The organism is Massilia sp. BKSP1R2A-1 (assembly GCF_050586525.1).
Classification (GTDB): domain Bacteria; phylum Pseudomonadota; class Gammaproteobacteria; order Burkholderiales; family Burkholderiaceae_D; genus Telluria.
Genome location: NZ_JBOBRE010000006.1, coordinates 280,041 through 304,082, shown reverse-complemented (window position 1 = coordinate 304,082; position 24,042 = coordinate 280,041). Strand labels below are relative to the sequence as shown.

The window sequence follows — 24,042 nt, the reverse complement described above, 5'->3', positions numbered from 1 at the left end:
CCCAAGCCAGCCGGCACCCTCATCAAACGCCCACACTTATCGACTGTTGATTGTTAAAGAACCGTATTCTGTCTCTTGCTATCGCTGCGAAGCGTTGTGTTCGTCAGCAGCAGAGGAATGAGATTATGGGGGAGCTGATGAGCTGCGTCAACCCCTACTTTGCGCGTGCTCACAAAAATGTCACACGCAGGTCATGGCTGCATGGGCCGGACGTCGCCGGTCCGCAAGCCGGCCTGGCGGATCGCCGCCTGCAGCGCCTCGATGCGTGCCCCCATCGACGGGTGCGACGCCAGGTAATGGGCGAACGCCGGGGTCTCGTCGTCCTTCTTGCGCAGCGACTCGAAGAACTCGGTCGCGCCGCCCACGTGCCCGTAACGGCACTGCAGGATTTGCAGTGCCCGCGCATCCGCGTTCGACTCGCGGCCGCGTGAATAGTGCGCCTCTCCCAGGTGCTGGGCCGGCGCCAGCACGCTCGCCGTCCATGAGCCGTCCCCGGTCAGTACGGTAGCCGCCGCAACGATGACCAGGCTGCGGCCCAGCCCGCGCAGGTGGTCGCGGTGGATCAGGTGGGACAGCTCGTGCGCCAGCACGAAGCTCATGCCGTTTTCCGACCTGACGTGCTCCATCAGTCCGGAATGGACGATGACCGTGCCGCCGGGGACGACAAAGGCGTTCGCCTCCTTCGACTTCGCCAGCCGCACCGTCACCGGTTCGCGCATGCCGGCACAGGCGCGCATCCCATCGACCAGCGCCTGCAGCCGCACCTCCTGCGACTTCAGCGCCGGCTCGGTCGCCGGCGGCGCGGGCGCAATCAGGCGTGTGATCCGCGCCTCGGTTTCAAGACTCATTTTGTCGACGACCAGGTCGACCGCCAGCCCCAGCGCCCAGACCAGCGCCAGCACCGCCAGCGAGAGCCCGGCCAGGATCAGCACGAAATCCTTCAGCGGATGCTCGTGCGAGATATTGTCGTTATGCTCAGGCAGCGCCGGCTGGTACTTCATGCCTTGGCGTAGTAGATCGCCGTGCCGTAGGCCAGCACCTCGACGCTGGTGATCTGGTTGCGCTGCTGGCCGGCCAGCGGCATGGTCTCGAGGCGCAGGTTGATGACCTCGTCCGCGCCCGGACAGCTTTCCTTCAGGCGCAGGATGGCTTCGCGCTTGGCGCGGTCCAGCAGGGTCTCATACGATTTCACGGGGCCGCCCACGAGCGAGCGCAGGGCCGACGCCGCCTTCTTGAAATAGTCGATCGAGATCACGACGCTGCCCGTCACCAGTTCGCTGCGCTCGACTTGCCCGCCGCGCACCAGGCCCTTGAGCGAGGTCGCCGGCAGCTGCACCAGTTCCTTTTCACGCGCATGGATGGAGCGGTAGTGGCGCGCTTCGGCCGCGCGGCCGAACACATAGCCGAGCAGCACCGGCACCGACCAGAAGGCCAGCAGGATGAGGTATTCCATCGCTTAGCCGACGGTGACAGCGGTGCCGTAGACGTAGATCTCGGCGGCGCCGGCCGCGACCGACGAGGTCGAGAAGCGCACGTTGACGATGGCATTGGCGCCCAGCTGGGCGGCCTGCGCCTTCATGCGTTCGGTGGCCTGCTCGCGCGACTCTTCCAGCAGTTCGGTATAGCCGCGCAGCTCGCCGCCGACCATGTTCTTGAGACCCGCCATGATGTCGCGCCCGACGTGCTTGGAGCGCACCGAGCTGCCGGAGACGACGCCGTGGCAGACGGTGATGGTTTTACCCGGGATGGTTTCGATATTCGTGATGAGCATGGCGTGCCAATGAAAAAAGGTGGTGCCCGATTGTAGGCACCACCTTTATTAGAAGCAACTCAGCACGCATAGCTGCTGCCGCTGTGTTTACTCCCGCAGGGTCATGGTCGAGTAGTTCGCATCGGCCTTGATCTTGTCCGCGGCAAAAGGCAGCACCGGCCACTGCTTGCGCGAGTACGCCACGGTCTGGTCGGCATACCAGGGCGACTTCGGATCGGTCGACTGGCCATAGGTCAGCATCGCCTGGGCCACCGGTCCCTGGTCGTCGAAGGTTACGGTCTGGATGTAGCTCTGGCCCCAGTGCACGCCCACATAGCCGCTCGAGGTCAGCCCGGTGCGCATGGTGATCGAGCCGTAACTGCCTTCCTGGTTGCCGTTCCCGCCATGGATCGGGATGCGCACGCCGTTGCGTGGCTCGACCTGCCAGTCGCCCAGCCGTCCATCCAGCGGCACGCCCAGGGTCTGCAGCTTCTGGGCGGCGCCGCGCAGGGCCGTCAGCATGGCCGGCATCGCCGCCGGGGCCACGCCGTAGGGCGTATTCACCGGGTCGGCCGGATTGAAGGCCACCGCCCACTTGTTCGGGATCGCCGACGCCGTGCTCCAGAATTCGCGGAACACGACTTCACCGCGGCTGTCGACATCGGCGCGGCGGTCCCACGCCTGCAGCACGTTGCAAGCCTGGCGCAGCAGCGTGTCCGTCGATGCCGCGCAGGCCGGCAGCAGTTCCGGCAGCACCAGCTCGGCCGCATACACGCGGTTCGAGAAGGCCAGCGCCTGCATGTCGGCGAGGTTCAGCTTGCTCTTCTGCGCCAGCAGGTCTTCCAGCTGGCGGAAGCCGATGCGGGTGCGCAGGCTCTGTTCGATGCCGGTGCGTCCATACAGCGGCGAGTAGCCCAGCGGCGCCGGGCCGACCAGCAGCGACTTCGGATTGGTCAGCCAGTAGGCGTCGTTCGAGTTGCCGACGTAGTCCGTCCGCATCATCCACGGCGCCCGCGCCGGGGAATAGATGCCGGTGGGCGCGCCGGCGTCCTGGCCTAAGGCGCAGCTGCTCTTCGAACCGTCGAACAGCAGCGCCGCCTGCAGCAGCAGGCAGCCGTTGACGAATTTATTCGCATCCATGTGGGGCACCACGCTGGCGTCCGCGTACAGGGTATTGCCCTCGCGGTCGGCGGCGATCGTGTTCACCCAGGGCAGGCCCACGACCTTGTCGAGCGAATCCTTCAGCGCACGCACGCTGCCGGCGGTGCCGATGCCCAGCCATTGGTCGATCATGCGGGTGTTGTTGCGGTTCGGGTCGGCCAGCACGTAGGCGGCGGTCGAGGTCCAGGTCATGCCGGCGGCGGGACGCGAGATGACGGCGCCCTGGTGGCTGAACCAGAAGGTCTTTTCACGCTTGGCCGTCGTGCCATCGGCCTGCAGCACGTCGATGCCGACCGTTTTCGACGTCATCTTGCGGCGCTCGCCATCATAGAGATAGGTGGTGCCGGTGGCGTCGCCGGCATCCAGCGCCAGGCGGAAGGTGGTGAAGTGATAGGCGAAGGTGACGGTGTGGCTCCAGGCGACGTCCTTGTTGAAGCCGATGACGACCGCCGGCACGCCGCCGATGATCACGCCCATCGCGTCATAGCGGCCCGGCACCGTCAGGTGGGCCTGGTAGAAGCGGTCGGCCGTGGTCCAGGGATAGTGCGGATTGCCGAGCAGGAGGCCGCGGCCGTTGCCGGAGAGGTCCTTGCCGACGGCCAGGGCATTGCTGCCGAAGCCCTGCTTGTTCATCTTGTCGAGCTGGGCCACCAGGGTGGAGGCGTCGATCTTGCGCGGCGCCAGCTTGGCCAGGCTCACCGCGGCGCCCGGCGTGCGGCCGGCGGCGACGAAGTCCCTGGCGAAGGCCTGGCCGGAGGCGTGCAGCGCTTTCTCGGCCACCACCAGCACCATGTCGTCGAAGGACATCGGGCGTACCCACTTGGCGTCCGCGCAGGCTGCGGGCAGCTTGCCGGCATAGTCCTTCAGGTAGCGGTTATAGCCCTCGACGAAGCCTTCCAGCAGGTCGCGCGGTTCGGCGCTGCCGGCGGTGTAGTTGGCGCGCAACTGCTCGAGGTCGAGGTAGCCCTTGAAGAAGAAGTCGCTTTCTTCATTGTTCAGGTCCATGAAGCCGCTGCCGCCGCCGTACTCGTCGCCCATGCGCTGGCGCGGCCGCGCATCGGGGCCGAAGAACATCGAGCGCTCGCCGCGCACGGTCACCACGGAATCAGCGAACATGCAGACATTGTCCTGGGCGTAGGCATAGGCCAGGCCATAGCCGAGGCTGCGGAAGTTCTCGGCACGCACGTGCGGCACGCCATGGGTCGTGCGGGCAACCTCGACCTGGATGCGCGAGGCGGTCTGGGGCGGCGGGGCATCGTCGTCATCGTCGCTGCTACTGCAGGCGCCGAGGCCGAGTGCGAGCGCAGAGGCGAGGAGAATCCGGAGAGGAAGCGTGGGACCGAACATGAGGGCCTTTCTGCGGCCGGGCCGCACAGGAAGAAGTTAAACGCGTTGCAATACTTTAACCCTGAAATAGTACTCCCGTGCTATTCATTCAACATAAAATCGCTGGGCCGGCTTGGCAGATTGCCAGCGCTTTCCCGTCCGCGAGCGCTTAAAATGACTGCTTTTCCAGATCCGGCCCCTCCATGACCATCCTGCTGTCCACCCTCAACGCCCGCTACACGCACGCCTCGCTCGGCCTGCGCTACCTGCTGGCGAACATGGGGCCGCTCGCGCAGCAGACCCGGATCCAGGAATTCGTCATCGGCGCCAAGACCAGCGACCTGGTCGAGCGCATCCTGGCGCACCAGCCGCGCATCGTCGGCTTCGGCGTCTACATCTGGAACGTCGAGGAGACCACCCGCCTGGTGGCGATGCTCAAGCGCGTCGCGCCGCAGGTCACCATCGTGCTGGGCGGCCCCGAGGTCTCGCACGAGACGGGCGAGCAGGAGATCGTGAAGCTGGCCGATTACGTCGTTACCGGCTGGGGCGACGTCACCTTCCCCAAGCTGTGCGGCGAGATCCTGAACGGGCCCAAGCCCCTGATGAAGGTGCATGCGGGCGTGCAGCCGCCGATGGCGGAGATCGCCCTGCCCTACTCTCTATATAGTGACGAAGACATCGCCCACCGCACCCTGTACGTGGAAGCCTCGCGCGGCTGCCCCTTCAAGTGCGAGTTCTGCCTGTCTTCGCTGGACAAGACGGCCTGGCCTTTCCCGCTCGACGATTTTCTCGGGCAGATGGAATCGCTGTATGCACGCGGCGCGCGCCTGTTCAAGTTCGTCGACCGGACTTTCAACCTGAACGTCAAGACCAGCCTGCGCATCATGCAGTTCTTCCTCGATAAAATCGCGGCGAACCCGGACGACCCGGTCTACGCCCACTTCGAGCTGGTCCCCGACCACCTGCCGGAAGCGCTGAAGGAATCGATCGCCAAGTTCCCGCCGGGCGCCCTGCAGTTCGAGATCGGCATCCAGAGCTTCAACCCCGAGGTGCAGGCCCTGGTAAGCCGGCGCCAGGACAATGCCAAGGCCGCCGACAACATCCGCTGGCTGACCGAACACTCGACCACCCACCTGCACGTGGACCTGATTGCCGGCCTGCCGGGCGAGGACGTGGCCAGCTTCGCGCGCGGCTTCGACCAGCTCGTTAGCCTGGGCGCCCAGGAGATCCAGTTCGGCATCCTGAAACGCCTGCGCGGCACGCCGATCATCCGCCATACCGAACCCTTCGGCATGGTCTACGATCCCTACCCGCCCTACACGGTGCTGGCGACGAACAGGATCGACTTCCCGACCATGCAGCGCCTGGTGCGCTTCGCCCGCTACTGGGACCTGGTTGCCAACTCGGGCCGCTTCGCCCACAGCACGCGTACGCTGCTGGCGGATGCGCCGTTCGACAACTTCATGGCTTTTTCGGACTGGATGTTTACAAAGACCGACGCCACCCACCGCATCGCGCTCGAGAAGCTGGCCAGGCTGGTGCAGGAGTGGCTGCAGCTGCGCGGCATGCCGCGCGAGGAAGCCGCCGCCCTGCTTGCCAGCGACTATGCGGGCAAGGTCGATCATCACGCCCCGCCGAAAGCGGCGCCAGCCGCCGTGGCTCCGGTGCGGCAAGTGCGCCACCTGGCCGCGTGAATGGTAGGGTGGGCCTGGGCGGCCCCGCGAGTCCTCCGCCCACGCGTTCAACTCACTGATGCACTGTGGCGATGCTTCTGCTGCTTGAACGCGTGGGCAAGGGATTGCCCATCCTACGAAATCCCGAATAGCTTTAGAGCAAGCGTGTAGCAACGTTAACGATTCTCTTTTACACTGGCGCAATGCAGATTGAAAATGCGCCAATATTGACCATCCAGCATTCCGAGACGGGCGACAGCCCGGGGGCGGGAACATCGGTCATTGCAAGCGGCGTCTGGCAAGTGCATACGCTGTCGCGGCGTGGAGTACTGAAGGGCATTACCCGTACCCTGGCGGCGCTCAAGCACAAGGACACCCTGGACTGGGACCTGTCCGGCATCGAGCGCCTGGACCATATCGGCGCCCAGATGTTCTGGAACGCCTGGGGCAAGAAGCGCCCCGCCAAGCTGACCATCGACCCGCGCCAGGAAGAGCTGTTCAACCGCATCGAGAAGGCGAGCGGCCTGAGCCTGGCCCGCCACCGCACCAGCCCCCTGCACTGGATCATCGTGCTGGGCGCCGGCATCCTGAACTTCTACGAGCACCTGAAAAGCTTCATCGGCCTGATCGGCCTGGTGGTGCAGGACATCGGCCGCTTCATCCGCAACCCGCGCACCGGCCCCTGGCGCGAAATCTCGGCCAATATCTACCATTCCGGCTTCCAGGCGCTGGGCATCACCGCCCTGGTGGGCTTCCTGATCGGCGTGGTGCTCTCCTACCTGTCGGCGCAGCAGCTCAAGATGTTCGGCGGCGACATCTACCTGGTCAACATCCTCGGCATGTCCGTGATCCGTGAACTCGGCCCCCTGCTGGCGGCGATCCTGGTGGCCGGCCGCTCCGGTTCCTCGATCACCGCCCAGCTGGGCGTGATGCGGGTGACCGAGGAACTGGACGCCATGCTGGTGATGGGCGTCTCGCACGGCTACCGCCTGATCATGCCCAAGGTGGTGGCGCTGGCGATCTCGATGCCGCTGCTGGTGGTGTGGACCGACGCCATGGCCCTGATCGGCGGCATGGTCTCGGCCAAGGTCGAACTGGGCCTGGCGGCGCGCTACTTCCTGCAGGAGCTGCCGGAAGCCGTGCCGGTCGTGAACTACAACATTGGGCTCTTGAAGGGGGCGACCTTCGGCATCCTGATCGCGCTGGTGGCCTGCCACTTCGGCCTGCGCATCAAGCCGAATACCGAGAGCCTGGGCCGCGGCACCACGACGTCCGTGGTCACGGCGATCACGGTGGTGATCGTGGCGGACGCCGTGTACGCGATCATCTTCAGCGGAGTGGGGTTCTGATGCCGGACCAGAAGCGACCTCCCCAGCGCCTGAACATGCGCCCCGACGAGGAAGTCGGCGCACCGGTGGTCGAGATCCGCAAGCTGTGGACGCGCTTCGGGCGCACGGTGATTCACCAGGACCTGAACCTCGACATCTACGACGGCGAAATCCTCACCATCGTCGGCGGTTCCGGCACCGGCAAGACCGTGCTGCTGCGCCAGATGCTGGGCCTGGAGCGTCCTTCGCAGGGCTGCGTCAAGGTGTTCGGCGAGGACATCAGCGCGGCCTCGCAAGAACAGCTGCAGCACATGCGCAACCACTGGGGCATGCTGTTCCAGCAGGGCGCGCTGTATTCGGCGCTGACCGTGTTCGACAACATCGCCTTTCCCATGCGCGAGCTGCGCGCGCTGCCGGAAGACGTGATCCGCGACGCCGTGCTGCTCAAGATGGACATGGTGGGCCTGGGGCCCGAGCACGCCAACAAGATGCCTTCCGACCTGTCGGGCGGCATGATCAAGCGCGCCGCCCTGGCGCGCGCCCTCGCGCTCGAACCTCGCTTACTCTTCCTGGACGAGCCCACCGCGGGCCTGGATCCGGACCTGTCGGACGCCTTCGTGGCGCTGATCCAGACCCTGCACCGCGAGCTGAAACTCACCGTGGTGATGGTCACCCACGACCTCGACACCCTGTTCGCCCTGTCCTCGCGCATCGCGGTGCTGGCCGAGAAGCACGTGCTGGCAGTGGGGCCGTCCTGCGACGTGCTGCGGGTCGACCATCCCTTCATCAAACACTTTTTCCTGGGCCCGCGCGGCCAGCGTGCACTCGAAGTGCTCGAGGAGCGCCAGGCACAGAACGATACGGAATCGGAGAACTAGTTATGGAAAACAGGTCGTATGCCCTGATGACGGGCGTCTTCACGATCGCGCTGCTGGTGGCGGCGGTGCTGGTCGGACTGTGGCTGAACCGCGACCGCACCGAGATGGCGCCGTACGAGATCGTCACCACCCAGTCGATCCCGGGCCTGAACCCGCAGGCGGCGGTGCGCTACCGCGGCCTGGAAGTCGGGCGCGTCGAGGAGATCGTGTTCGACCCGCGCGTGACCGGCCAGATCCTCATCAGGCTCTCGGTCGACAAGGATTCTCCGATCACCACCACCACCTTCGCCTCGCTCGGCTACCAGGGCGTGACCGGCATCGCCTTCATCCAGCTCGACGACGACCGCACCGGCTCGCCGCGCCTGGCCCAGCGCGAAGACCAGGCGGCGCGCATCCCGCTGCGTCCGGGCCTGCTGGACCAGCTGGAAAAGCGCGGCCTGGCCATCCTGGAAAAGACCGAGCAGATCACCAACAGCCTGGCGAACATGGTCACGCCCGAGAACCAGCAGACCATCGTCGGGGCGTTCGACAGCATCGGCAAGGCGGCCGACGCCTACGCCGCCATCCCGCAAAAGCTGGATCCGACCCTGGACCGCCTGCCGGCGCTCACGGCAAAACTCGATCGCAGCCTGAGCTCCTTCGACTCGGCCGCCGCCAGCGTCGACCGCACCGCCGCCAACTACGACGCGCTGGCCACCCGCCTGCAGGGCCCGGACGGCCCGCTCGAGCGCATCAACGGCGCCATCGGCACGGTGCAGGCCGCGGCCAACGAACTCGAACTCGAGACCCTGCCCCACGTCGTGCAGATGACCGACGAGGCGCGCGGCGCCCTGCGCGCCGTGAAGCGCACCGCGAATTCGCTGTCCGACCGCCCGCAAGGCATCCTGTTCGGCGCGCCGAGCGCCCAGCCCGGCCCGGGCGAGCCCGGCTTCGTGCCACCGACCAAATGAGGACCACCGTGACCGCCAACCGCACCCTCTCCATTCTCGCCGCCGTTCTCGTCCTGGCCGGCTGCGCCAGCAGCAAGACGCAGGAAGCCACGACCTTCGACTTCGGCCCGGCCGCCGCGCAGCAGACGAATGCACCCGCCGCCCTGCCCGCCATCGTCGTGATGGACGCCACCGGCCCGGCCGCGCTCGAGAACGAGCGCATGTACTACCGCCTGAACTACGCCAACGCCCTCGAGGCGCGCACCTACGCCAACAGCCGCTGGGCCAGCAATCCCCTGCAGATGGTCACCCAGCGCATGAAGGCGCGCCTGTCGCAGACGGGCATGAAGGTACTGTCGGCCACCGACGCCTCCACCGGCGTGCCGCTGCTGCGCGTGGAAGTCGACGACTTCGTGCACGCCTTCTCCAGCGCCGGCCAGAGCGAAGGCCAGCTCACCCTGCGCGCTTCGCTGTTTAGCGACCACCGCCTGCTCGACCAGCGCACCTTCACCCGCACCACGCCGGCGCCGAGCGCCGATGCCGCGGGCGGCGCACGCGCGCTGGCCGCCAGCCTTGATGCCGTCGCCGCCGACATCCAGGCCTGGCTGGCGACGGTCGACACCCGGAAACGATGACCGCGCCGAAAGCCGTCGTCGAGCAGCGCGAACGCCCGCGCGAAGGACGCGGCTCGCCGATCTCGCGCGCGGCCCTGCTGGCCTACCTGCTCCTGATCATCTACGCCAGCTGGTATCCCTTCACCGGCTGGCGCGACAACGGCCTGCCCCTGTTCACCTTCCTGAACACGAACTGGCCGCGCTACTGGACCGGCTTCGACGTGGGCGTCAACATCGTCGGCTACATCCCCTTCGGCGTGCTGCTGGTGCTGTCGATGTACCCGCGCGTGCGCGGCGTGTGGGCGGTGCTGCTGGCGGCGATCGTCGGCGTGCTGGTGACGGGCGCGATGGAGACCGTGCAGAACTACCTGCCCAGCCGCGTGCCCTCGAACCTGGACCTGGTGACGAATGCCGGCGGCACCCTGGCCGGCGCGATCCTGGGCGCCTGGTGGGCGCCGGGCCTGCTGGACCGCAGCCGCCTGTTCCAGCTGCGCCGCCGCTGGTTCGCCCCGCATGCGAGCCAGGGCCTGGTGCTCGTCGCCTTGTGGCCGCTGGCCCAGATCTACCCGCAGAGCTACCTGTTCGGCCACGGCCAGGTGCTGCCGATCCTCTCGGACTGGCTGTCGCGCTGGCTGGACATGGACATCGACCTGGTCGGCATGCTGCGCCCCGGCGGGGACATCCTGACGGTGGAACAGTACTGGCTGTCCGAGACCATCATCACGGCCTGCGGGATGACCGGCGCTGTGCTGACCCTGATGTGCCTGGTGCGCCGCGGCGCGCCGCGCTTCCTGCTGATGGTGACTTTCCTGGCCGCCGCGCTGCTCATGAAAACGCTGGCCAGCTCGCTGCTGTTCCGTCCCGACAACGCCTTCGTCTGGGTGACGCCGGGCGCCGAGGGCGGCTTCATCATCGGCCTGATCATGCTGGCCGGCCTGGTCTTCGCGCCCCAGGTGGCGCAGCGCCGCCTGGCGGTGGTGACCCTGATCCTGAGCCTGATCGTGGTGAACACGATCCCCGTGAACCCCTATTTCGTCTCCACCCTGCAGGGCTGGGTGCAAGGCAAGTTCCTGAACTTTAATGGAGCGGCGCAATTCCTTTCGCTGCTCTGGCCCTTCTTCGCCCTGTGGTTCCTGCTGCTGCCCTCGCACAAGCTGAACCGCCAGGACCCGCGGCCGCAAGCGGAAGCCTAGCTCCGGCGAATGCCGTATCATGTGCCCCGGCACACCTCGAAGAGACAACGACATGAGCGACATGACCGACGATAAACCCTTCTACCAGCACCATGTATTCTTTTGCATGAACGTGCGGGAAGGTAAGGATGCCCGCCAGAGCTGCGGCAACTGCGGCTCGGAAAAGGCCCAGAAACACGCCAAGAAGCGCATCAAGGAACTCGGCCTGAACGGCGCGGGCAAGGTGCGCATCAACCAGTCCGGCTGCCTCGACCGCTGCGAGGAAGGCCCGGTGCTCGTGGTCTACCCGGAAGGCACCTGGTACACCTATGTGGACAACGACGACATCGACGACATCATCGACACCCACCTGGTGGGCGGCAAGGTCGTGGAACGCCTGAAGATCTGATTGACTGACACACGTAATGAACAAGTTTTCGCATAAATTCACCCTCGACGGCCATGCGGGCAAGATGCAGTGCGTCCTCGACCTGCCGGAAGACGCCCCGCGCGGCATCGCCCTGGTGGCCCACCCGCATCCGCTCTACGGCGGGACCATGGAAAACAAGGTGGCCCAGACCCTGGCGCGCACCTTCGTCACCCTCGGCTACGCCACTGCCCGCTTCAACTTCCGCGGCGTGGGCGAGTCGGAAGGCGTGCACGACGAGGGCCGCGGCGAGGTGGATGACATGGAGATCATGTACCAGCACATGGTCAAGGAATACCCGGGCCTGCCCGTGGCCCTGTCCGGCTTCTCCTTCGGCACCTTCGTGCAGGCCCAGTTCCAGCAGCGCCTCATCGCCCAGGGCCGCCCGGCCGAGCGCCTGGTGCTGGTCGGCACCGCGGCCGGCAAGTGGCCGATGCCGGAAGTGCCGCTCGACACCATCCTGATCCACGGCGAACTTGACGATACGATCACGCTGCAGGACGTCTTCGAGTGGGCGCGTCCGCTCGACATCCCCGTGACCGTGATCCCGGGCGCCGATCACTTCTTCCACCGCAAGCTCGGTCACATCAAAAATCTTGTCGTGCAAATGTGGCGGCGTGACATTTGAGGCCTTCGCTGGCCTATAATTAGTCTCTTCTCTTGCGGCAATTCCTGTAAGGTATTGCCGTGCGCTTTACCGCACCACCACCAACCTGTAGACGATATTGCTCCCATGAAAAAACTGTTAGCGGCCGTGGCCGCCAGCCTGCTGATGGCCTCGGCCAGTGCACAGACCGTGCCGGCGCCGTCCATCGCAGCCAAGTCGTGGCTGCTGCTCGACGCAACGAGTGGCCAAGTCATCGCCGCCCAAGACCAGAACGCCCGCGTGGAACCGGCCTCGCTCACCAAGGTCATGACGGCCTACGTGACCTTCGCCGCCCTGCGCGACAAGAAGCTGACGCTGGACACCATGGTCAACGTTTCGACCCGCGCCTGGAAAGTGGACGCGAGCAGTTCGAAGATGTTCATCGACCCCAAGGTCCCGGTCTCGGTCAACGACCTGCTGCACGGCCTGATGATCCAGTCGGGTAACGACGCAGCGGTGGCCCTGGCCGAAGCGGTGGCCGGCGACGAAGGCACTTTCGTCACCCTGATGAACCGCGAAGCCGAGCGCCTGGGCATGAAGAACACGCGCTGGGCCAACCCGCACGGCCTGCCGGACGCGAACAACTACTCGACCGCGAGCGACCTGTCGATCATGGCCGCCAGCGTGATCCGCGACTTCCCGCAGTTCTACAAGATCGACTCGATCAAGCAGTTCACCTACAACAAGATCACCCAGCAGAACCGCAACCGCCTGCTGTGGCTGGACCCGACCGTGGACGGCATGAAGACCGGCCACACCGATTCCTCGGGTTACAGCATGATCGCCTCGGCGCGCCGTGCCAACGGCAACGCCGGCCAGCGCCGCCTGATCTCGGTGGTGCTGGGCACCGCCTCGGACGCGGTGCGTACCCAGGAAAGCCAGAAGCTCCTGAACTGGGGCTTCCAGAACTTCGACACCGTCAAGCTGTACTCGAAGGGCCAGGCGGTATCGACCGTGCCGGTATGGAAAGGTGCCGAGTCGACCGTGAAGATCGGTTTCACCCGCGACGTGCTGGTGACCGTACCAAAGGGCGTAGCCGGCAAGATGAAGCCTGTGCTGGAACGCAAGGACCCGCTGGTCGCGCCCCTGGCGCGCAACGGCCAGGTCGGCACCCTGAAGATGATGGTCGACGGCAAACCGCTGGTCGCACTGCCGGTGGTGGCGCTGGACGAAGTGCCGGAAGCGGGCATCTTCGGCCGCGCCTGGGATGCGATGCGCCTGTGGATGCAATAAGCGCCGTCCAGCCTGATCCGAAAGCCCGCCTGCGCGAAAGCCTGGCGGGCTTTTTCGTAGGGTGGGCGGGTTTCCCGCCCGCGCGTTCGAATCACGTATCCCGGCCCGCTCCGTGGCGTGCATGGGTCCGTCGACCGCGTGGGCGGAGGACCGCCCACCCTACGAAAACCTTGAGACGGTACCGCTATAATCATAAAGATTACATAACAGGACCCACGCAATGACCCTCACCTGCCCCCGCATCACCACCCGCGACAATGGTCCGACGCTGTCCCGCATCGTCGCCGGCATGTGGCGCATGAACGAATGGGGCATGTCGGTCCAGCAGCGCGTGGCCTTCATCGAGCAGTGCCTCGAGATGGGCGTGACGAGCTTCGACCATGCCGACATCTACGGCGACTACGGCGTCGAGGGCGTATTCGGCGAAGCCCTGCGCGCCCAGCCTTCGCTCCGCGACCGCATCGAAGTGGTGAGCAAGTGCGGCATCAAGCTGCTGTCCTCGAAACGTCCGCAGCACGGCATCCAGCACTACGACACCACGGCGGCGCACATCATTGCCTCCGCCGAGGAATCGCTGCGCCAGCTGGGCACCGATCACCTCGACCTGCTGCTGATCCACCGCCCCGACCCGCTGATGGACTTCGACGAGATCGCCGGCGCCTTCACCCGCCTGATCGATGCGGGCAAGGTGCGCCACGTGGGCGTGTCGAACTTTACGCGCCACCAGTTCGAATGCCTGAACCGCCGCATTCCGCTGGCCACCAACCAGGTCGAGTTCTCGCCGATGTTCGTCGACCCGATGTTCGACGAAACCTTCGACGGCCTGCAGGACCTGCGCATCGCGCCGATGGTGTGGTCGCCGCTGGGCGGCGGGCGCCTGTTCACCTCGAACGATGCGAAAGCAAGCAATGCGCGCGCGGCGATCCAGGAAATCGCCGACCGCATGCAGCAGCCCTTCGCCAGCGTGCTGTTCGCCTGGATCATGGCGCTGCCGAGCCGTCCGATCCCGCTGACCGGCACCGGGCGCATCGAGGCGATCCGCGAAGCCGTCATCGGCGCCGGCATGCAACTGGAACGCGAGGACTGGTTCCACATCCTGCGTGCGGCGCGCGGCCACGAAGTGGCGTAAGGGGGACGGCAATGGCCGACGGCGCGCTGAAGATCGTCGAGGGCAGCGCCCTCACCGCCCAGCAGAAGAAAGACCTGCTGAACCGGCTGGCGCGCATCGAAGGCCAGCTGCGCGGGGTGCAGAAGCTGGTGGCGCTTGCGGCCGAGCCGTCGGACATCGACGCGGTGGCCCAGCAGATGGCGGCGGCGCGCAAGGCGCTCGACCGCTCCTTCGTGCAGCTGCTGACCAGCGCCATCCAGACCCAGTCGGCCGATGCGCGTGATCTCGAAGAAGCGCGGGCACGCGCCGCCCACCTGGCGGCGATGCTCGACAAATTTGCGTAAGAAGCTAGTCTTCGTAGACCTTCGGGCGCGCGATACCTTCCCAGCCCATGCGCCAGCCGATGTTCAGCAGCAGGGTCGCGCACACGTAGAGCAGGAAGAAGAGCACGAAGAAGCGGGTCTGCAAGAGAAGCAGCAGCACCAGGCAGACGGCCAGCAGCGCCAGCATCACCTTGCCGCGCGGGTGCTTCGAGCTGGGGAAACGGATGGTCGAGACCATCAGGGTGCCCACCACCACCATCAGGGCGATGATGGCGAAGCACTGCGCCATCGTGGTCGCCGGATCCGGCCAGGCCACTACCACCGAGGCCACGCAGGCCGCGCCCGCGGTGATCGGCATGCCCACGAAATAGCGCGGGTCGGTGCGGCCGACCATGACGTTGAAGCGCGCCAGGCGCAGCGCGCCGCAGGCAACGAAGATGAAGCAGGCCAGGCCGCCCATGCGCACCAGGGTCGGATGCGCCGCGCTCATCTGGGCGAAGCCGTAGCAGTAGAGCAGCAGGCCCGGCGCGCAGCCGAAGTTCATCACGTCGGCGATCGAGTCGAGCTGCACCCCGAAGCTGGACTGGGTATTGGTGGCGCGCGCGACGAAGCCGTCGAGCGCATCGAAGACGCCGGCCAGCACCAGCAGGATCGCCGCCAGGCGGTAGTCGTCGGGGGCGCCGACGTGGGCATTGTCCACCGAGATGACGATGCTGCCGAAGCCGCAGGCGATCGACAGCAGCGTCACGAAACTGGGCAGGGCAAACTTGGCGCGCGCGAGGCGCTGCTGGCTGGATGGCTTCAATTGAAAGCTCGGCAAGGGAAAGATGCCATATTCTACAGGCAGCGAAATAAGGCGAGGTTCCGCAACACATGCGTTCCGCATACCCCAGCCTTTTGCTCTAGAATGTCGCCTGGTTCCGACGTATTGACAGGAGTTGCAAAATGAGCTATGTGCCTCGCTGGCGTCCCCTCATCGCCGCGCTGGTGGTCGTGTCGAGCTTGTCCGCCTGCGGAGGTGGAGGCGGCGATGACAACAACGGCGGCATCGTCGGCACCCCGGTAGCGAACACCCCATCGCCGGGCACGGTCGCGCCCGACGCCAGTGCGCCGGCCCTGACCAACAATATCGCCGTCGATGGCCGTAACTGGATCAACTACCGCCGCAGCCAGCTCGGCGTGCCGGCCGTGACGGAAAATGCGCTGATCAACAATGCGGCCCAGGGCCACTCCGAATACCTGCGCACCAACAACCTGATGAGCCACGACCAGGTCGCCGGCCGTCCCGGCTTCACCGGCGCCACCTTGGGCGACCGCCTGAAGGCGGCCGGCTACAACCTGGGCGCTTCGGGCTACGCCTATGGCGAAGTGATCTCGGGGACGACCAACAGCAGCGGCTTCTTCATGGCAGAGGAACTGGTCACCGCGATCTACCACCGCTTCGTGATGTTCGAGCCGAAGTTCCGCGAGATCGGCACCGGCGCGGCCACCGCGAGCAACCGCTATAACTATTTCACCGCCGATTTCGCCACCCGCAACGGCTTCGGCCCCGGCATCGCGGCCAACGCCGTCGTGACCTGGCCCTTCAGCGGCCAGACCCAGGTGACGCCGAACTTCATGAGCGACACCGAGCAGCCCGACCCGGTGCCGAACCAGAACGAAGTCGGCTACCCGATCAGCGTGCACGCCAACATCGACGCGCCGCTCACGGTGCAGACCTTCACGGTGCGCCCGCGCGGCGGCGCCGACTTGCAGGTGCAGCCGGTCTACCCCTCGGGCGAGCGCACCGCCGCCGCGATCGTCCCGCTGGCGCCCCTGCGCGCCGCCACCACCTATGACGTCAGCTTCACCGGCACGGTAAACGGCGCCCCGGTCACCCGGGCATGGTCGTTTACGACGCGGTGAGCGGCCAGCCCCTTGCCAGCGGCCAGGAGGCCGCACTCGACTACGCGGCCGGACTGGAAAGGATGATGGGGGACCGGGAGATGTACGCTCGCGTGCTGGCGCGCTTTCGCGGCGACTACCGCGACAGCGCGGCGCGCGTGCGCCTGGCCGCCGATGCGGGCGACCTGGCGCTGGCCCAGCGCCTCGCGCACACGCTCAAGGGCGCGGCCGCGATGATCGAGGCACCCGGCCTGCGCCAGCACGCGGCGCAAGCCGAACAGGCCCTGCGCGCGGGCCGCACGCCGGATGCGCAAACGTTCGATTCGCTGGACGCGGAACTGGCGTGCGTGATGGTGCAACTGGATACGCTGCTGGCGGCGCCTGCCCCGCGCGAGGCCGTCCCGGCGCCGGCATTGAACGACGCGGTGCTGGGGCAACTGTGCGCGCTGTTCGATCTCGGCGACAGCGCGGCGCAGGATCTCGTCGAAGAATATGCCGCGGGATTGCGCACCCTGCTGGGCGCGGCGCGCATGGCGCAGCTGCAAGCGGCGGTGGCGTGCTTCGATTTCGAAGGCGCGCTGGGCATGCTGCGGTCGGAGGTAACTGGCCGCAGGGACCTGCTCAGCGGGTAAATTCCGCTTCTTCGTCGAAGGAATCGGCGCAGCCCTTGCCGCAGAAACGGCGCACGCTGTCGAGCGGTTTCTCGCAATACCAGCACGATCCCTTTGCAGGCAGGCTCAGTCGGGATGGCATGCCTGTGGCAACACCGGTCGCAGCCGCAAGCACCGGCTCGGTCGCCAGCCCATTGTCCGGAAAACTTTCCTGTGTCGTTTCCAAGATTACCCCCTACGACAGACTGAAGTCCGATCAAGATTACCTCAGTGGAACATGGTGCCTATGAGAAACCTCAAGCGCGGACCGCAGCTGGCACGCGCCACGGCAGCTAACTGCGTTCCAGTGTGCGCCGAATGGGCTGGCTCTGCAATCTTCGCGGGGCGATTCAACATACCCACAACAATTCTTCCAGGAAGCGCGCGGTAATCGGCAAAGCAGGCGAAAAAATAATAGCGTATTGCCAATTTGTACGCTCGCAAGCGTGCGCGTCGCGTAAACGCTACTTCGCCGGCTCGAGCGTCACCAGCAAACCAGAGCGTGTGGTTTCGATGCGGGTCGGGATGTATTGGATGCCTGCGTAGCGCAGGTCCTGCGGGTCGAAGGCGTACACGGGTGTGTCGCGCACCACCGTGTCGATCAGGGAATTCACCACGCGCGTGAGCTGGCGCTCCGCTTCGCGGTTGGCGCCGACAGTGAGGTGGTCGACGCGCGGCTCGGCCATCATCACGGCGGGACGGCCGGGGTCGACGTAGAGGCGCCCCGAGAAGGCCACGCTGCCGGCCCAGGCGTCGCTGGCGAAGGGCGGCGAGATCGCGGCCTCCAGCGCCAGCGCGACCCGGTCCTGCTCAGGCTGGATCGACAGCATGGGGCGCGAGAGGCGGATGTCGAAGATCTGCAGCAGGCGATTGTTGACCGGGAAGCGGCGCTCCAGGCCGGCCTGCAGCTTGTGCAGGGGGATTTCGACCTTGCGCGGGCCGGTCAGGCTGGCGCAGGAGGACAGCAGGCCGCACATAGCCAATGTCAGACCTGCTTTGAACAACTGTCGCTTATGTATCGCCATGCTTCCTCCTCGGACTGATGCGCTAGCCTAGCATAGCAGGGTGCACGGCTCTGCCGTGCGCGCGTTCAGCTCCCGCATGAACGGATATGACACGATTACTCACCGGATGGTTGAACGCGCGTTCGGCGGAGCCGAACACCCTACTTTCCGATACAGAAGCGGCTGAAGATCACACCCAGCAGGTCGTCCGGCGTGAACTGCCCGGTAATGCTGGACAGCTGGTCCTGCGCCAGGCGCAGCTCCTCGGCGAACAGGTCGAGCGACTGGTCGTCCTGCATCGCGTGCTGGCGCGCCAGCTCCAGGTGCTCGCGCGCGGCGCGCAGGGCGATCAGGTGGCGTTCGCGCGCCAGGTACAGCGATTCGCCGGTCTGCTGCCAGCCGGCGATGCGCAGCAGCTCGGTGCGCAGCAGGTCGATGCCCAGCTTCTCGTTAGCCGACAGGTACAGGTGGGTGGCGTCCGCCGACATGTCGATCGAGGGCTTGTGGCCCGACAGGTCGATCTTGTTCCAGATGCGCACCACCGGCACGCCCTGCGGGAAGGCGGCGACGATGCGCTCATCCTCCGCGCTCGGCCCCAGGCTGGCGTCCAGCAGGTGCAGGATCACGTCGGCCTTGCCGACTTCTCCCCAGGTGCGCTCGATGCCGATGCGCTCGACCACGTCGATGTCCTCAATGGTGCGGATGCCGGCCGTGTCGATGATGTTGAGCGGGATGCCCTCGATCTGGATGGTCTCGGTGACCTTGTCGCGCGTGGTGCCGGCGATCGGGGTGACGATCGCCACGTCGGCGCCGGCCAGGGCATTCAGCAGCGACGACTTGCCCACGTTCGGCTGGCCCACCAGCACCACGTTCAGGCCTTCGCGCAGCAGCGCGCCTTGCGCCGCCTGGCGGAACACGTTCTCGAGCGACTCGATGATGACGGCCAGCTGGCCGCGCGCGTTCGATTTTTCGAGGAAGTCGATCTCCTCTTCCGGGAAGTCGAGGGTCGCTTCCACCAGCATGCGCAGATTGATGGTCTGGTCGACCAGCGTATGCACGACTTGCGAGAAGGCGCCGGACAGCGACTGCGATGCCGACTTCGCGGCCGCCTCGGTGGAGGCGTCGATCAGGTCGGCCACCGCCTCGGCCTGGGCCAGGTCGAGCTTGTCGTTCAGGAAGGCGCGGCGGGTGAATTCGCCCGGTTCCGCGAGCCGCAGCCCGAAAGGCGCGCCCGCTTCCAGCACGCGCGCGAGCAGCATCTGCAACACCACCGGGCCGCCGTGGCCCTGCAGTTCGAGCACGTCCTCGCCGGTATAGGAATGCGGTCCCTTGAAATACAGCGCGATACCCTGGTCGATCACGTCGCCATTGGCCGCCTTGAAGGGGATGTAGGTCGCGTGGCGCGGCGCCAGCGTCACGCCGGGGAACAGGGCGTCGATCAGTTCAGCGAGGGATTTGCCGGAGGCGCGGACCACGCCGATGCCGCCGCGGCCGGGGGCGGTGGCGATGGCGGCGATGGGGGAGGTGTCGAGTTTCATGGGGCGATTGTAAGGGATACGGCGCGCCGCGACAGGGACGCGAAAAGTAAAAAGCCCGCGCGAGGCGCGGGCTTTCGGGCGGAAGCGGGAGGACTTACTTGGCCGCGCCCGATTCGAACTTCTTGGTGATGACCCACTGCTGGGCGATCGACAGGATGTTGTTGACCACCCAGTACAGCACCAGGCCGGACGGGAAGAACACGAAGATCACCGAGAATGCCAGCGGCATGAACAGCATCATCTTCGCCTGCACCGGGTCGGCCGGCTGCGGGTTCAGCTTGGTGGTGATGTACATCGAGATCGCGTAGATGATCGGCAGGACGAAGTACGGGTCCGGCTGGGTCAGGTCGGTGATCCAGCCGATCCACGGCGCGCCGCGCATCTCGACCGACGACTGCAGCACCCAGTACAGGGCGAAGAAGACCGGCATCTGCACCAGGATCGGCAGGCAGCCGCCCAGCGGGTTGATCTTCTCGGTCTTGTACAGCTCCATGGTGGCCTGCTGCATCTTCTGCGGGTCGTTCTTGTAGCGCTCGCGGATCGCCTGCATCTTCGGCGTCACCACGCGCATCTTGGCCATGCTGCGGTAGCCGGCCGCCGACAGCGGGAAGAAGGCCAGCTTGATCAGGACCGTCAGGGCGACGATGGTCCAGCCCCAGTTACCCAGCATCGCGTGCAGGTGGTCCATCACCCAGAAGATCGGCTTGGCGAGGATGGTCAGCACGCCGTAGTCCTTGACCAGTTCCAGGCCAGGGGTGATGGTTTCCAGGGTCTTCTCGTCCTGCGGGCCCGAATACAGGCGGCTGTCGCTCGAGACGGTGGCGCCCGGCGCCACGGTTCCCAGCGGCTGCACGGTGCCGATGGCGTACAGGTTGGTGGCGATCTTCTTGGTGAAGATGTCGCGCTGCGCCTTGTCGGCCGGGATGAAGGCCGAGACGAAGAAGTGCTGCGAGATCGCGACCCAGCCGTTGTTGGCCTTGGCCGAGTGCTCGGCCTTGCCCTTTTCGATTTCCTCGAAGGTCAGCTTCTGGTACTTGTCCTCGTTCGTGTACAGGGTCGGGCCGGTGTAGCTCGACATGAACCAGGAGTCGTTGGCCGGCTTGTTGCCGTCGTGCTGCAGCTGCAGGTAGAGCGACGGCTGGACCGGCGCGGCGGTCAGGTTGGTCACGTCGTGGCGCAGGCCGATGGTGTAGTCGCCCTTCCTGAAAGTGAAGGTCTTGGTCAGGCGCACGCCGCCCTGCTCCGCGTCCAGCACCAGCTGCACGTTGCCGTTGGCGTCGCGGGTCGGCGCGCCGCCGCGGACGGTGAACGGGGTCTGGTGGTTCGGCAGCACGCCGGCCGGGGTCTGGCCGATCAGGCCGGTCTGGCCGAGGTAGGTGTTGGGGCCACCGACGTTGAACAGCACCTGGTTCCTGGTCTTGTCGAAGTGGTCCGGGAACTTCAGCAGCTCGAGGCGCTTGATGACGCCGCCGAGGGTGTCGATGTCGACCTTCACGATGTCGGTGGTGATGGTGACGCGTTGCGTCGCCGGTGCGGCGGCCGCGGGTGCGCCAGGAACGGCGGCGGCGCCTGCCTGGGCGGCGGCCGGCACGTCGTTCGGCTTGGCCGGCTGCTGCTGCGCGACCTTGGCGGGCGGCGCAGCCGAGAACAGCGACTGCTTACCGTTGGCCACCATCCAATTGTTCCAGAGAACAATCAGGGAGATGGCGAACACGATCCACAGGACGGTACGTTTATTGAGTTCCATTGGAGTCTAGTCAGGAGTGGTTACAACCGCGAGCGGCTGGTGGAGGTTGCTGGTGCTTGTCCGCGGGCGGAGGCACGAAGTCGACGCCGCCCGGATTCCACGGGTGGCAGCGGCACACGCGGCGCGCGGCCAGGAGCGAACCGCGTGCGGCGCCATGGACGCGCAACGCTTCGATCGCATAATTGGAGCAGGTCGGGTAGAAACGGCATTTCTGCCCGAGCATCGGGGACAGCAGCAGCTGGTAGCCGCGAAGGAACCAGACCAGCAGCGTCTTCATGGCGCTACGGGAGGACTGGGACGGCGCGGACGCTGGGAAGCGAACAGGCGCGTGAGTTCGGCGCGCAGCTCGCGCTTGAGCGCGCGCGTGGTCGCCGGTCCGTCCTTGCCGTTCACCGGGCGCGACAGGCGCACGATGCAATCGACAGGCAGGAGAGCGCTGGTGCGGAACAGTTCGCGCGTGACGCGCTTGATCGTATTGCGGGTGACCGCGCGCGGCGCAAAACGTTTGGCCGCAACGACGCCGAGCCGCGCATGCGGCAGCGTATTGGGTCGGGTATAGAGCACGAAATGCGCGGATTTTTGCGTCGGCCGCAAACGAAAAACGGATGAAAACTCATCCGTTTTAACGATACGCCGAACGCGCGCGAAGTCGTGCGAACCTTCGCCTGTCATACCGACCGCGTCGATCTGTCTAAAACTTAGACAGCCAGGCGCTTGCGGCCCTTGGCGCGGCGAGCGTTCAGGACTTGACGGCCACCACGGGTAGCCATACGTGCGCGGAAGCCGTGCGTGCGCTTGCGACGGACGACGGAAGGTTGGTAAGTACGTTTCATGGTGGTCTCGCTTAAAGCAAAAGTAAGTGCAAAATCGGGTCTGACGTCGTGTCAGGATTCGTCGCCAATGACAGTTCGCAGATGGTTAAGCCAGCGTCACGCCACAGGGGATACTCGTTTTCGCCCGGACAACCTGGTGCCAACGATGTCAGCTTGATATGGCGCACGGACGGGGAACCCTGAATTAGACACGATTTGCAGTCCAGCTGTCAAGAAAGCTGTTGTTTCCCGATGAGCTTCGCCGGGCTTGCAAAACCGGCCATTCGGTTGAAAATAGTGGGCGCAACCTGTGGATAACTTCGGCTGAGACAGGTAAAATAGCGTGTTACGTATCAACTAGCGAAGTATGGAAAATTTTTGGCAGACCTGTTCCGCCCAGCTGGAACTCGAGCTGACGCCGCAGCAATACAGTGCATGGATTAAATCCCTTGTCGTGCTCGACTACGAGGACGGCAAGCTGCGCATCGCGGCGCCGAATCGCTTCAAGCTCGATTGGGTCAAGACGCAGTTCGCCACCCGCATCACCGAGCTCGCCTGCCAGTACTGGGAAGCGCCGGTGGAAGTGCAGTTCGTGCTCGACCCGAAGAACAATCCGGCCAAGAAGCCGGCGGGCCCCGCCACGACCACGGCCGGCGCAGCCGCCAACCTGGACGCCCCGCGCCAGCCGGAAGCAGCGCCGACCCAGGGCAACGTGAACATCGCCAACTCGCCCAAACGCGAGCAGAGCCGGATCAACACCGACCTGACGTTCGACAGCTTCGTGACCGGTAAGGCCAACCAGCTGGCGCGCGCCGCCGCGATCCAGGTCGCCAACAACCCGGGCATCTCCTATAACCCGCTGTTCTTCTACGGCGGCGTGGGCCTCGGTAAGACCCACCTGATCCACGCGATCGGCAACCAGGTCATGGCCGACAATCCGAACGCGCGCATCCGCTACATCCACGCCGAGCAGTACGTGCGCGACGTCGTCACCGCCTACCAGAGAAAAGGCTTCGACGACTTCAAGCATTACTATCACTCGCTCGACATGCTGCTGATCGACGATATCCAGTTCTTCGGTGGGAAGAGCCGCACGCAGGAAGAGTTCTTCTACGCGTTCGAGGCGCTGATTGCGGCCAAGAAGCAGATCATCATCACGTCGGATACCTATCCGAAAGAGATCACCGGCATGGACGACCGCCTGATCTCGCGCTTCGACTCCGGCCTGACGGTGGCGATCGAGCCGCCGGAGCTGGAAATGCGCGTGGCGATCCTGCTGAAGAAGGCGCAGTCCGAGGGCGTGGGCCTGTCGGACGACGTCGCCTTCTTCGTGGCCAAGCACCTGCGCTCCAATGTGCGCGAGCTGGAAGGCGCGCTGCGCAAGATCCTGGCCTACTCGCGCTTCCACGGCAAGGACATCACCATCGACGTGGTGAAGGAAGCCCTCAAGGACCTGCTCTCGGTGCAGAACCGCCAGATCTCGGTGGAAAACATCCAGAAGACGGTCGCGGACTTCTTCAACATCAAGGTCGCGGACATGTATTCGAAGCGCCGCCCGGCGAACATCGCCCGCCCGCGCCAGATCGCCATGTACCTGGCCAAGGAACTGACGCAAAAGAGCCTGCCGGAGATCGGCGAGCTGTTCGGCGGCCGCGACCACACGACCGTGCTGCACGCGGTGCGCAAGATCGCCGCGGATCGCCAGAAGAATGCGGAGTGCAACCACGAGCTGCACGTGCTGGAGCAGACCTTGAAAGGCTGATTTACGTAGGGTGGACGGCTCTGCCGTCCGCGCGTTCAACTCCCTGGTGAATAGATGCGCATCGAATGTTCACCGAC

At 65.6% G+C, this 24,042-nt stretch carries 26 protein-coding genes; 14 read left to right on the top strand and 12 right to left on the bottom strand.

Going from position 1 to position 24,042, the window contains the following annotated elements; all coding sequences use genetic code 11:
* Nucleotides 1–191: 191 nt before the first annotated feature.
* From ACQ7JA_RS12095 to ACQ7JA_RS12080, 4 genes are all read right to left on the bottom strand, one after another.
* The gene (locus tag ACQ7JA_RS12095; RefSeq protein ID WP_430897939.1) at nt 192–1,001 is read right to left on the bottom strand and encodes a M48 family metallopeptidase; all 810 of its coding nucleotides are present in this window, start codon (nt 999–1,001) and stop codon (nt 192–194) included.
* The gene (locus ACQ7JA_RS12090) at nt 998–1,453 is read right to left on the bottom strand and encodes a YbjQ family protein (protein WP_430897937.1); all 456 of its coding nucleotides are present in this window, start codon (nt 1,451–1,453) and stop codon (nt 998–1,000) included. The genes ACQ7JA_RS12095 and ACQ7JA_RS12090 overlap by 4 nt, the downstream gene beginning before the upstream one ends.
* 3 nt (nt 1,454–1,456) lie before the next feature.
* Nucleotides 1,457–1,771: a YbjQ family protein gene (locus tag ACQ7JA_RS12085; RefSeq protein WP_430897935.1), complete on the bottom strand. Its 315-nt coding sequence runs from the start codon at nt 1,769–1,771 to the stop codon at nt 1,457–1,459.
* Between the two features lie 87 nt (nt 1,772–1,858).
* On the bottom strand, nt 1,859–4,258 hold the full coding sequence (locus ACQ7JA_RS12080) for a penicillin acylase family protein (protein ID WP_430897933.1): 2,400 nt from the start codon (nt 4,256–4,258) through the stop codon (nt 1,859–1,861).
* Nucleotides 4,259–4,440: 182 nt separating this feature from the next.
* Here ACQ7JA_RS12080 and ACQ7JA_RS12075 point away from each other — a divergent pair, with 182 nt between their 5' ends.
* The 11 genes from ACQ7JA_RS12075 to ACQ7JA_RS12025 all read left to right on the top strand — a co-directional run bounded on the left by ACQ7JA_RS12075 (nt 4,441) and on the right by ACQ7JA_RS12025 (nt 14,589).
* Complete coding sequence (locus ACQ7JA_RS12075) at nt 4,441–5,931, top strand: DUF4080 domain-containing protein (protein ID WP_430897931.1); 1,491 nt, start codon at nt 4,441–4,443, stop codon at nt 5,929–5,931.
* A 182-nt stretch (nt 5,932–6,113) separates the two neighbouring features.
* Nucleotides 6,114–7,259 carry an MlaE family ABC transporter permease gene (locus tag ACQ7JA_RS12070; RefSeq protein ID WP_430897929.1) on the top strand — a complete coding sequence of 382 codons (1,146 nt, stop codon included), beginning with the start codon at nt 6,114–6,116 and terminating at the stop codon, nt 7,257–7,259.
* Nucleotides 7,259–8,116: an ABC transporter ATP-binding protein gene (locus ACQ7JA_RS12065; RefSeq protein WP_430897927.1), complete on the top strand. Its 858-nt coding sequence runs from the start codon at nt 7,259–7,261 to the stop codon at nt 8,114–8,116. Before ACQ7JA_RS12070 ends, ACQ7JA_RS12065 begins: the two co-directional genes overlap by 1 nt.
* Nucleotides 8,117–8,118: 2 nt before the next feature.
* Nucleotides 8,119–9,066: an MlaD family protein gene (locus tag ACQ7JA_RS12060; RefSeq protein ID WP_430897925.1), complete on the top strand. Its 948-nt coding sequence runs from the start codon at nt 8,119–8,121 to the stop codon at nt 9,064–9,066.
* A complete protein-coding gene (locus ACQ7JA_RS12055; protein ID WP_430897923.1) occupies nt 9,063–9,680 on the top strand; it encodes an ABC-type transport auxiliary lipoprotein family protein in 618 nt (205 codons plus the stop codon). Before ACQ7JA_RS12060 ends, ACQ7JA_RS12055 begins: the two co-directional genes overlap by 4 nt.
* Nucleotides 9,677–10,852, top strand: a complete 1,176-nt coding sequence (locus ACQ7JA_RS12050; RefSeq protein WP_430897921.1) for a VanZ family protein — start codon at nt 9,677–9,679, stop codon at nt 10,850–10,852. Before ACQ7JA_RS12055 ends, ACQ7JA_RS12050 begins: the two co-directional genes overlap by 4 nt.
* Before the next feature lie 61 nt (nt 10,853–10,913).
* Nucleotides 10,914–11,240, top strand: a complete 327-nt coding sequence (locus ACQ7JA_RS12045) for a (2Fe-2S) ferredoxin domain-containing protein (protein WP_430897951.1) — start codon at nt 10,914–10,916, stop codon at nt 11,238–11,240.
* A gap of 16 nt (nt 11,241–11,256) precedes the next feature.
* Nucleotides 11,257–11,886, top strand: coding sequence for an alpha/beta hydrolase (locus tag ACQ7JA_RS12040; RefSeq protein WP_430897919.1), 630 nt, complete (start codon nt 11,257–11,259; stop codon nt 11,884–11,886).
* Nucleotides 11,887–11,991: 105 nt separating this feature from the next.
* A complete protein-coding gene (locus tag ACQ7JA_RS12035; RefSeq protein WP_430897917.1) occupies nt 11,992–13,137 on the top strand; it encodes a D-alanyl-D-alanine carboxypeptidase family protein in 1,146 nt (381 codons plus the stop codon).
* 220 nt (nt 13,138–13,357) lie between these two features.
* Complete coding sequence (locus ACQ7JA_RS12030; protein ID WP_430897915.1) at nt 13,358–14,266, top strand: aldo/keto reductase; 909 nt, start codon at nt 13,358–13,360, stop codon at nt 14,264–14,266.
* Between the two features lie 11 nt (nt 14,267–14,277).
* Nucleotides 14,278–14,589, top strand: coding sequence for a metal-sensitive transcriptional regulator (locus ACQ7JA_RS12025; RefSeq protein WP_430897913.1), 312 nt, complete (start codon nt 14,278–14,280; stop codon nt 14,587–14,589).
* 4 nt (nt 14,590–14,593) lie between these two features.
* On the opposite strand, the gene pssA is transcribed toward ACQ7JA_RS12025, so the two are convergent.
* The gene (gene pssA, locus ACQ7JA_RS12020; protein WP_430897911.1) at nt 14,594–15,373 is read right to left on the bottom strand and encodes a CDP-diacylglycerol--serine O-phosphatidyltransferase; all 780 of its coding nucleotides are present in this window, start codon (nt 15,371–15,373) and stop codon (nt 14,594–14,596) included.
* A gap of 140 nt (nt 15,374–15,513) precedes the next feature.
* On the opposite strand from pssA, the gene ACQ7JA_RS12015 reads away from it, so the two are divergent.
* Entirely contained in the window at nt 15,514–16,473 is a 960-nt protein-coding gene (locus ACQ7JA_RS12015) for a CAP domain-containing protein (RefSeq protein ID WP_430897909.1), read from the top strand.
* Nucleotides 16,452–17,084 (top strand): Hpt domain-containing protein, encoded by a 633-nt coding sequence (locus ACQ7JA_RS12010; RefSeq protein WP_430897907.1) that lies wholly within the window; start codon nt 16,452–16,454, stop codon nt 17,082–17,084. The genes ACQ7JA_RS12015 and ACQ7JA_RS12010 overlap by 22 nt, the downstream gene beginning before the upstream one ends.
* On the opposite strand, the gene ACQ7JA_RS12005 is transcribed toward ACQ7JA_RS12010, so the two are convergent.
* The 7 genes from ACQ7JA_RS12005 to rpmH all read right to left on the bottom strand — a co-directional run bounded on the left by ACQ7JA_RS12005 (nt 17,074) and on the right by rpmH (nt 22,224).
* A complete protein-coding gene (locus ACQ7JA_RS12005) occupies nt 17,074–17,289 on the bottom strand; it encodes a hypothetical protein (protein ID WP_430897905.1) in 216 nt (71 codons plus the stop codon). The two genes, ACQ7JA_RS12010 and ACQ7JA_RS12005, sit on opposite strands and share 11 nt — an antisense overlap.
* Nucleotides 17,290–17,566: 277 nt before the next feature.
* Nucleotides 17,567–18,079: a DUF1439 domain-containing protein gene (locus tag ACQ7JA_RS12000; protein ID WP_430897903.1), complete on the bottom strand. Its 513-nt coding sequence runs from the start codon at nt 18,077–18,079 to the stop codon at nt 17,567–17,569.
* A 188-nt stretch (nt 18,080–18,267) separates the two neighbouring features.
* On the bottom strand, nt 18,268–19,644 hold the full coding sequence (gene mnmE, locus ACQ7JA_RS11995; RefSeq protein WP_430897901.1) for a tRNA uridine-5-carboxymethylaminomethyl(34) synthesis GTPase MnmE: 1,377 nt from the start codon (nt 19,642–19,644) through the stop codon (nt 18,268–18,270).
* A 94-nt stretch (nt 19,645–19,738) separates the two neighbouring features.
* Nucleotides 19,739–21,391, bottom strand: coding sequence for a membrane protein insertase YidC (gene yidC / locus ACQ7JA_RS11990; protein ID WP_430897899.1), 1,653 nt, complete (start codon nt 21,389–21,391; stop codon nt 19,739–19,741).
* A 10-nt stretch (nt 21,392–21,401) separates the two neighbouring features.
* Nucleotides 21,402–21,668 (bottom strand): membrane protein insertion efficiency factor YidD, encoded by a 267-nt coding sequence (gene yidD, locus ACQ7JA_RS11985; protein ID WP_430897897.1) that lies wholly within the window; start codon nt 21,666–21,668, stop codon nt 21,402–21,404.
* Nucleotides 21,665–22,063 carry a ribonuclease P protein component gene (gene rnpA / locus ACQ7JA_RS11980; RefSeq protein WP_430897895.1) on the bottom strand — a complete coding sequence of 133 codons (399 nt, stop codon included), beginning with the start codon at nt 22,061–22,063 and terminating at the stop codon, nt 21,665–21,667. Before rnpA ends, yidD begins: the two co-directional genes overlap by 4 nt.
* Before the next feature lie 26 nt (nt 22,064–22,089).
* Nucleotides 22,090–22,224: a 50S ribosomal protein L34 gene (gene rpmH, locus ACQ7JA_RS11975; protein WP_040378179.1), complete on the bottom strand. Its 135-nt coding sequence runs from the start codon at nt 22,222–22,224 to the stop codon at nt 22,090–22,092.
* 346 nt (nt 22,225–22,570) lie between these two features.
* Between rpmH and dnaA the strand changes: the two genes are divergently transcribed.
* On the top strand, nt 22,571–23,965 hold the full coding sequence (gene dnaA, locus ACQ7JA_RS11970; protein WP_430897892.1) for a chromosomal replication initiator protein DnaA: 1,395 nt from the start codon (nt 22,571–22,573) through the stop codon (nt 23,963–23,965).
* The last annotated feature ends 77 nt before the right edge of the window (nt 23,966–24,042 follow it).